6 protein-coding genes are annotated in these 7387 nt (G+C 63.9%); 5 read left to right on the forward strand and 1 reads right to left on the reverse strand.

Features of this window, described 5'->3' with window-relative positions; all coding sequences use genetic code 11:
* The first annotated feature begins 8 nt into the window (after nucleotides 1-8).
* Complete coding sequence (locus tag VFQ05_05360) at nucleotides 9-1001, forward strand: lysylphosphatidylglycerol synthase transmembrane domain-containing protein (protein HET9326183.1); 993 nt, start codon at nucleotides 9-11, stop codon at nucleotides 999-1001.
* A gap of 20 nt (nucleotides 1002-1021) precedes the next feature.
* On the opposite strand, the gene VFQ05_05365 is transcribed toward VFQ05_05360, so the two are convergent.
* Nucleotides 1022-1342 (reverse strand): hypothetical protein, encoded by a 321-nt coding sequence (locus VFQ05_05365; protein ID HET9326184.1) that lies wholly within the window; start codon nucleotides 1340-1342, stop codon nucleotides 1022-1024.
* Nucleotides 1343-1793: 451 nt separating this feature from the next.
* On the opposite strand from VFQ05_05365, the gene VFQ05_05370 reads away from it, so the two are divergent.
* The 4 genes from VFQ05_05370 to VFQ05_05385 all read left to right on the forward strand — a co-directional run bounded on the left by VFQ05_05370 (nucleotide 1794) and on the right by VFQ05_05385 (nucleotide 7082).
* Complete coding sequence (locus VFQ05_05370) at nucleotides 1794-3842, forward strand: right-handed parallel beta-helix repeat-containing protein (GenBank protein ID HET9326185.1); 2049 nt, start codon at nucleotides 1794-1796, stop codon at nucleotides 3840-3842.
* 364 nt (nucleotides 3843-4206) lie between these two features.
* Nucleotides 4207-6294 (forward strand): right-handed parallel beta-helix repeat-containing protein, encoded by a 2088-nt coding sequence (locus VFQ05_05375; protein ID HET9326186.1) that lies wholly within the window; start codon nucleotides 4207-4209, stop codon nucleotides 6292-6294.
* Entirely contained in the window at nucleotides 6291-6851 is a 561-nt protein-coding gene (locus tag VFQ05_05380; GenBank protein HET9326187.1) for a hypothetical protein, read from the forward strand. The genes VFQ05_05375 and VFQ05_05380 overlap by 4 nt, the downstream gene beginning before the upstream one ends.
* Before the next feature lie 57 nt (nucleotides 6852-6908).
* Nucleotides 6909-7082, forward strand: coding sequence for a hypothetical protein (locus tag VFQ05_05385; protein HET9326188.1), 174 nt, complete (start codon nucleotides 6909-6911; stop codon nucleotides 7080-7082).
* Nucleotides 7083-7387: the final 305 nt, after the last annotated feature.

Genomic DNA, 7387 nt, shown 5'->3' on the forward strand with positions numbered 1-7387 from the left:
ATCCATTCATGCGGGTGAACTGGCGACTCCTCGTCGGGATCGTCATCAGCGTCCTGGCGCTCGCGCTCATCCTCAAGGACGTCAGCCTTCCCGGCTTGATGCAGAGCCTGGCGAAGGGCAACTACTGGTGGATGTTGCCCAACGCCGCCGCACTCCTGCTGGGATTCTGGGCCCGCGGGGTCCGCTGGCACGTGCTGCTGAACGGGCGTCTGCCGACTCGGCGCGCGTTCCACATCCTGAACGCCGGGAATCTCCTGAACAACGTGCTTCCACTGCGACTCGGGGAGTTCGCCAAGGCGTACATGGCGAGCCGGAACAGCTCCGTGAGCGTCATGCAGGCGCTGTCGACCGTGCTGATCGAGCGCCTGCTCGACGTGTTGACCGTGTTCGCCATGCTGTTGCTCGTTCTGACACGCGTGCCGGCACGGAGCGTCATCGTGGGGGCCGCCCAGATCGCCGCGTCACTCGCGTTCCTGGCCATCGTGGGATTGCTCGCGGCCGCGGCGTTCCGCGAGCGCACCATGTCGGTCGTGCGCGCCGTCTCGACTCGGCTGGCGCCGCGCTTGCGCGAGCAGCTCCTGACCCGCAGCGACGACTTCCTGCGAGGCGCGAGCGCCGCGGGCGGCAAGGGGTTGATCGCGGCGATCGCCTGGTCGATCGTGACATGGATCGGTTTCGGAACGTCCTGCTACGTGAGCGTGCTCGCCTTTGCCCCCGATGCGTCGTGGTACGTCGGAGGCTTCGTCAACTGCGCGATCGTGCTCGGCCTGACGATTCCCTCCGCCCCCGCGGGTGCGGGACTCTTCGAGGCTGCCGCCGTCGCCGCGCTCGTCGTGTTCGGGATCGCGCACGACACCGCACTCGCCTGTGCGCTGGTGCTCCACATCTCGACCTTCCTGGTGGCCGCGGTCGTCGGCGTGATCGGCCTCGAGCGCGAAGGGGAGAGCTTCAAGCACCTGGCCGCCGCCGCGGCCCGGGTAGCCAACCCTCGGCGGTCCTGACCAGGCTCTCGCTCGGCCGATTACTTCGTGAGTGAGTCTCCGCGGCGCACCGCGTCGTAGGCGTGCTGGTAGTCCTGGGAAACCCGGCTCCAATGGAACACCTTGCCGCCGCCCAGGCTCGGGAAGTCCTTCTCCGGCACGATCCAGGTGTCGAGCCTGCTCGCCTCTCCGGTGACCGTGTCGAGCAGGATCACTTCATTGGACCCCGCGGCGATGGTGAAGCGGCCGGTCTTGGACTCGACCGTCCGGCTCTGCGCCGTGGCGTTGGTGCTGCCGAGATGGTAGGCCAGGGCCAGACACAACATTCCGGCGCACACGAAGAAGAAACGTTTGGCGTCCATGCGAACCCTCCTTGGTTGATGGCTCAGCGTTCTGCGTCGAGGCTGCTCCGCGAGACCTTCCTGGCCGCGGGAAGCGGGCATCCTAGCAGTTTCCAGGGGGCGGCCGCGCCCAGCGTTCGAACGGGCCCAGGATCTACTGCAAAATCAGCAGCTTTCCCGCCGCGTGCTTTCTCTCAGTGCGTGGGAGTCAGTTTCCCACCGTCGGGAGCCGTCGCTCCACGATCTTCACATCGCAACAGGTGGAAGGTGGCGCTGACACTTTCTCCGGCCGTAGGGTCGCGAGCAGCGCAAGGGGTCAGTAACCCTCGTTCTGACACCGGAGACTTCGGACGACCACGTGCGGCGCGCTCCATGCGTACTGGGTAGCTCCTGACCCGAGAAGGGACTCCAAGGGACACCCGAGATGCCCTCAAAACGCGCTCTATCGATCCGCGGCCGGATCCCGGTTCACATGCTCTGCTCGGTCTGGAGCGCTCTGCTCGTCGGGATCTCTGCAGAAGCACGAACCATCGTGCTTAAGGCGGACGGCACCGGTGACGTGCCGACTTTCCAGGCTGGCGTCGATAGTCTGCTCAAGATGGGCGACGGGTACCAGCGCGACACGCTCCGAGTTCTTGCCGGCTACTACGATGAGGACGTCAACGTCGAGCACGGACTCTCGACCAACCCGGTGATCCTCTGTCCGGATGGTCCACAAGCCACGGAAGTCAGGACCCTCGAGGGACTCACCGCCCCATATTTCGGGTATCCCCTGCCACTGACGATCTCCGGCCTCCAGGTTCGAGGCGCGACTCAACTCGGCAAATACTCCCACCGCGTCACTCTCGCGAGTTGTCGATTTCTCGATACCCTGACCATTCTCAGAATCGGCTATTACGGAGGAGACAGGATCATCGATTGCGAGTTCCTCGGTCCGGCGAACATCTTCGCTGCCGGAATCACCATTCGCCGCTGCCACTTTGTCGGGGCCACCGCACGGTTCTCTCTTTGGGCGGACTTCTCGATGTCCGTGGAGGATTGTGTCTTCGAGGGGGGCACGGACACTGCAGCCGTCACCCGACCATTTGACGTGGATGACGTCACCTTTTCGCGCTGTGTCTTCCGCGACGTGGGTACCGGTCTCGTCGTTTATGGCTCGGGGGGCTCGGCCATTGCGCGTGGAGCGCGAGTGGGCGACTGCCGCTTCGAGGACATCAGGGGCGCGGCGATCGACTTCACCTATTCAGAACCCCGGCCATTCCGGAGCAGCGTCACGGGATGCTCGTTCCAGAGATGTGGCTCGGCGATCGCGGGCTCGACCGAGCATCTGCTCAACCTCGACATGTCGGCAGATACCCTGACCGCCTGCCGAAGGGCGGGCATCGATGCGACCTTCGTCAAGGCGAGCCTCCAGGGTCTACTCATTCAGGGAGGAGGTGGCCCGGGCGCCATCCTGAGGGGTGGGGCTTCCGTCGCGATCAGCGGATGCATCATCAGCGGAAATCGCGGTGACGCGTTGAGCTTGATGCTAGGCGAGTACGCGGATCGGTCCGTTGCCATGCGGGCCAACACGATTGCAGGCAACGGCGGCGCCGGAATCCGGCTGTCTCCAAGTGTCGAGACAGCACCGAGCCATTTCGTGGAAATCGAGAACAACCTCGTCGCTGGCAACGACGCGGGGGGGATCGTGGTCGAGGCGCACTATGAAGGACACATCCAGTACAACGACGCCTGGATGAACCGCGGCGGCGATTACGTGGGTGTACTGGCCCCCAGCGCGAACCTTGTCGCCGATCCGCAGTTCTGCGACGTGTCCGCTGATGACTTCCAGCTCGCATCCCATTCTCCCTGCGCCCCCTCCGGCCCTTACGGACAGATTGGTGCCCTGGGCGTGGGCTGTGAGGTAATGAATGTGCCTGTGGACGTTCAGTCCCGCCCAATCAATCTCCGCTCCAACGCTCCCGTCGAAGCCGCCATCCTCGGGGATCGCCTTTTCGATCCGCACCGGGTAGACCCCTCCACGGTCCGGCTGGCAGGGGTGGCTCCGTCGCCCCGCGGGAAGAACAGCCCACAGCTTAGGGATGTGAACCAAGACGGCCTCGCAGACCTGACGCTGTCCTTTGACGCTCGAGACCTGCGCTTCGAGGGTGGAGAGGTCCCGCTGGAGGGTCGCACCCTCGACGGCGTTCCCTTCCGTGGCTCCGATGTTGTGGAGGTCCGGAACACCCCGCAGGCCTCGCTCGAAGAAGGAGGGATTGCCTCGACCCGGTTTGCGCTTTCCGTGACGCAGGCGCACGGGGGGACAGGACTGAGCCTCCTGCTAGATTTGCCGAGCCAAAGCCCGGCAACAATCGAGGCATTCGACGTAGCGGGAAGGCGGGTGCTGTCGCGAGAGCTTTCAGCACCCCTGTCAGGACACCACCGCGTGCAGCTCCAGGAGCGCTTGCCTTCAGGTCTCTACTTGCTGCGACTGAGGCAGGGGACGGCCGCAGTGGTTGCTCGGGGCGTGATCCTTCGGTAGTCATGACAGCGGGCCGGCTCATGCTCTCCAATCGCTTCTAGCTGCGCGGGGCTGCTTCTCGAGGAGCCGGCGGGGCGAAGGTCGCCCACGGTTGCCATGAACCATCCCTCGTGGTCCATGCGTCCGAACCCAAGTTTGCTGAATCCTGCAGCGAGGCTTGAAGCAGGCCCAGGTGCCGCTCGCTGCGCGATCTTCGCGTCGCCATGTGTGACTGATAGCCGGAGCCTACACTTTCTTGGAAGAGGACCCTCCAACAAGGTCGGGGCCCGCACCTAAGCCTTGTTCTCACAGGAAATCTGCCCCGCGAGTGTCGTGGCTCATCGTGTGCTAGGCGGGTACCGAGTCTTGGTTTGAGGGCCACCTCATGAGCCGCCCCTCGTGCTTCAACATCCTGGCGGGGATCGTGCTGGCCAGCCTGCTCGCGGCGACCGCCAACGCCCGAATGTTTGTGGTCCGGCTGGATGGCACCGGCGACTTCCCGACCATTCAGGCAGGATTGGCCAACCTGACGTTCGACTCCGCGGGGTATTCGGACACCTTGATCGTCGAACCCGGGGACTACGACGAAGACCTAGTCGTGGACCCGCGAGGCTTCTTCCGCTGCTGGATTCTCTGCCCCGGCGGGCCGCAGAAGACGCAAGTGCGAAGCTTCCGAGGACCCGCACCGGACTCGTCATTCTCCTCCGGAACCCGCCTGACCATTTCAGGGCTCGGTATTCGGGGAGGCTTCGAGTTCGGCCATCCCCGGATCGGTCTCGTCCTTGATCGGTGCCTCTTCCTTGGCGACGTCACGTTGCCGCGATTTCGTGGGGCGGTCGGCAGCATGGTCGTCTCCTGCGAGTTCCGGGGGCGATTCCACGTGGAGGGGCAGTCCACCGCCATACGGGGTTGTCGCTTCATCGGCCATACCGCCGAGTTCTTCCTGCTCTCGGACTTCCCCATGACGGTCGAGGACTGCGTCTTCGAAGGCGGGACGGACACCGCAGCGGTCGTGCGATCGTACGACGTGGATTGCGTCAGCTTCTCGGGCTGTGTCTTTCGCAACGTGGGCACCGGCCTTGTGGTTCAGGGCGGTTTGGGCGGGATCAAGGCCTGTGGTGCGACGGTGGCCAACTGCCGGTTCGAGGACGTGAGTGGAGCAGCAATCCACCTCACGCGCTCAGGTGAACCTCGGCCATTTTGGAGCCGCATCGGAGGCTGCTCGTTCACGAGATGTGGCTCCGCCATCACGGGGTCGTCTGAACACCTGCTCAGGCTCTACATGTCGGCAGACACTCTGATCGACTGCCGCGGGGTGGGCATCGACGCATACGTCGTCGAGGCGGATCTACAAGATCTGCTCCTCCAAAATGGCGGAGCAGCCGGGATTGTTCTGAAGGGTCGCGGATCGATTGCGGTTAGCGGATGCACCATTACCGGAGGTGCCGGCGATGCGCTGCTCTTGACCCACGGTGAGTCCGGGGACGGATCGACCATCGTGAGGGGCAACACGATTGCCCTGAATGGCGGAGCGGGAGTCCGGTTGGCATGCAATGCCGAGATCGCAACTCGCCAGTCCTTGGAGATCGAGAGCAACCTCGTTGCCGGCAACGACGAAGGCGGGATACTGGTCGATGTCCCTCACGATGGGCGCATTCGGTTCAACGATGCGTGGATGAACCGCGGCGGCGACTACAGCCACGCCATCGATCTCACATTGAACCTGTCGGTGGATCCGCAGTTCTGCGATGCGCTCGCCGGCGACTTCCACGTCACCTCCTCCTCTCCCTGTGCCCCGTCGGGCCCTTACGGACCGATCGGCGCGCTGGGAGTCGGCTGCGACGTGATGACCGCCTCCCTGGAGGTGCAGAATCAGCCGATTAACCGGCGCTCCAACACGCCCGTTGAGGCTGCGATCTTCGGGCACTGGCTCTTCGATGCCCGCCGCATTGACCTCTCGACCGTCAGACTCGGAGGTGCAGTCCCATCGCTACGAGGAAACGGCAAGACTGCGACGCAGGTCACTGACGTGAACCAAGACGGGCTTCCAGACTTGCTCCTGTCGTTCAATGCACGGGATCTGACCTTTGTGGGCGGGGAGGTCGCCCTGGAGGGCCGCACCTTCGACAACACTCCCTTCAGAGGGTCTGATGCCGTGGAAGTCCGAGGCACGGCCTTCAAGGCAGAGCTGGAGTCGGCAACGGCAAAGTCGCCGACCCGTTTAGCCCTGTCAGTGCTCAAGACTCGCGGTGGGATGACCCTGCTCTTAGAGCTCCCTAGCTCGGAGCCTGCGAAGATCGAGGTCTTCGATGTCGGGGGGAGACGGCTGTCATCAATGGAGCTTCCGGCACTTGGGCCAGGACACCACCGCCTGTCCTTCGGCGAGCGTCTGCCTTCAGGCCTCTACCTGGCGCGGCTCCGACAGGGAGCTGCCGCCGTGGTTGCGCGAGCTGTCGTGTTGAGACTTCCATGAACGATCCGCCTCGCTCTCACCACTTCGAGTTCGCGCATAGGGTCCTGCCGGCCCTCGCGCTTCGAGACCCGCAGAGGTTCATGGCCATGATGGCCGGAGAGGACGCCAAGGCCATTCTCGAAGAGCTGTGGACGGGCACGGGTCGAGAGGTGTGGGAGACGGAGAGGGCTCCAGTCTTGCCTTCAACAGGGCTGGACGCGCGGATTCTGAAGCTCGACGAAGAGCGACTGGTCGCCCTCATCGTCCTTCCTAATCCAATTGGCACCACGGAATGCCATTTCGTGGCCTTCGTGACGAGCATCGCCAGCTCGGGGGCAGGGTTGTCGTGCTTTACGCTTGAAGTGGGTGCCAACTTCGATGGCGAAGAGTGCACGACCCTGGGGTCATGGGTGGACCGCATGCACCTCAATCACGGAACGGGCCCGGCCCCCGAGCCGGTTGCCTTCCTGGAGGCCATCAAGGACTTCCTGGAAGGGCGCAGTGCCGTCGACATAAGCCCTGAGACCCAGGCGAGACTCCAGCAGGCACTTGATGCCGCATACGAGCGGGAGGATTAGGTGGCTGGCATGTTTGAGGGGACGGGAGCGACCATTGAGCGCTTGACCCGAGAGACCATGAAGCTGAAGGACGCGATCGAAAAGCTCACCGCAGAGGTCAACGCGAAGCAGGCGCGTTTGACAGAGCTAGAGAAGCTCCTGGACACATCTGGCGCTGAACTAATGCGCTACAGGAAGCGCTACGGCTGGCTGCCCAGTCAGGAAGATAAGGCGCTGCCTCACGACGCCTAGTGTTACAGGGTGCGCAGCTTCAAGTCGGCGCAAGGCCGATCGAGGAACCCCGAGGCACTCTCCCAGCGTTGTCTGTCCACGGCCGGTAGACCACTTCGAACACTGAAAGGTGGTTCACCGCTCCGGTCAGCAGTTCGTGGACCCGCTGTCGCGTCGCCTCGGCGAGCCGGCGGGGCGAAGGTCGTCCACGGTTGCCATGAACCAGCCCTCGTGCCCCATGGGTCCGAAACCGAGACCGCAGCCGCTTGAACTGCCGGACACTGATCGCCAAGGCCTCAGCTCCCTCTCGGTTGCTGATCCTTCCC

The organism is Candidatus Eisenbacteria bacterium (genome assembly GCA_035712145.1).
In the GTDB taxonomy this organism is placed as follows: domain Bacteria; phylum Eisenbacteria; class RBG-16-71-46; order RBG-16-71-46; family RBG-16-71-46; genus DASTBI01.

Excerpts from the sequence above, each read along its gene's own strand:
- VFQ05_05375 (HET9326186.1), top strand. The coding sequence starts at position 4,207 with ATGAGCCGCCCCTCGTGCTTCAACATCCTGGCGGGGATCGTGCTGGCC.
- VFQ05_05365 (HET9326184.1), bottom strand. The coding sequence starts at position 1,342 with ATGGACGCCAAACGTTTCTTCTTCGTGTGCGCCGGAATGTTGTGTCTG.
- VFQ05_05360 (HET9326183.1), top strand. The coding sequence starts at position 9 with ATGCGGGTGAACTGGCGACTCCTCGTCGGGATCGTCATCAGCGTCCTG.
- VFQ05_05380 (HET9326187.1), top strand. The coding sequence starts at position 6,291 with ATGAACGATCCGCCTCGCTCTCACCACTTCGAGTTCGCGCATAGGGTC.
- VFQ05_05370 (HET9326185.1), top strand. The coding sequence starts at position 1,794 with ATGCTCTGCTCGGTCTGGAGCGCTCTGCTCGTCGGGATCTCTGCAGAA.
- VFQ05_05385 (HET9326188.1), top strand. The coding sequence starts at position 6,909 with ATGAAGCTGAAGGACGCGATCGAAAAGCTCACCGCAGAGGTCAACGCG.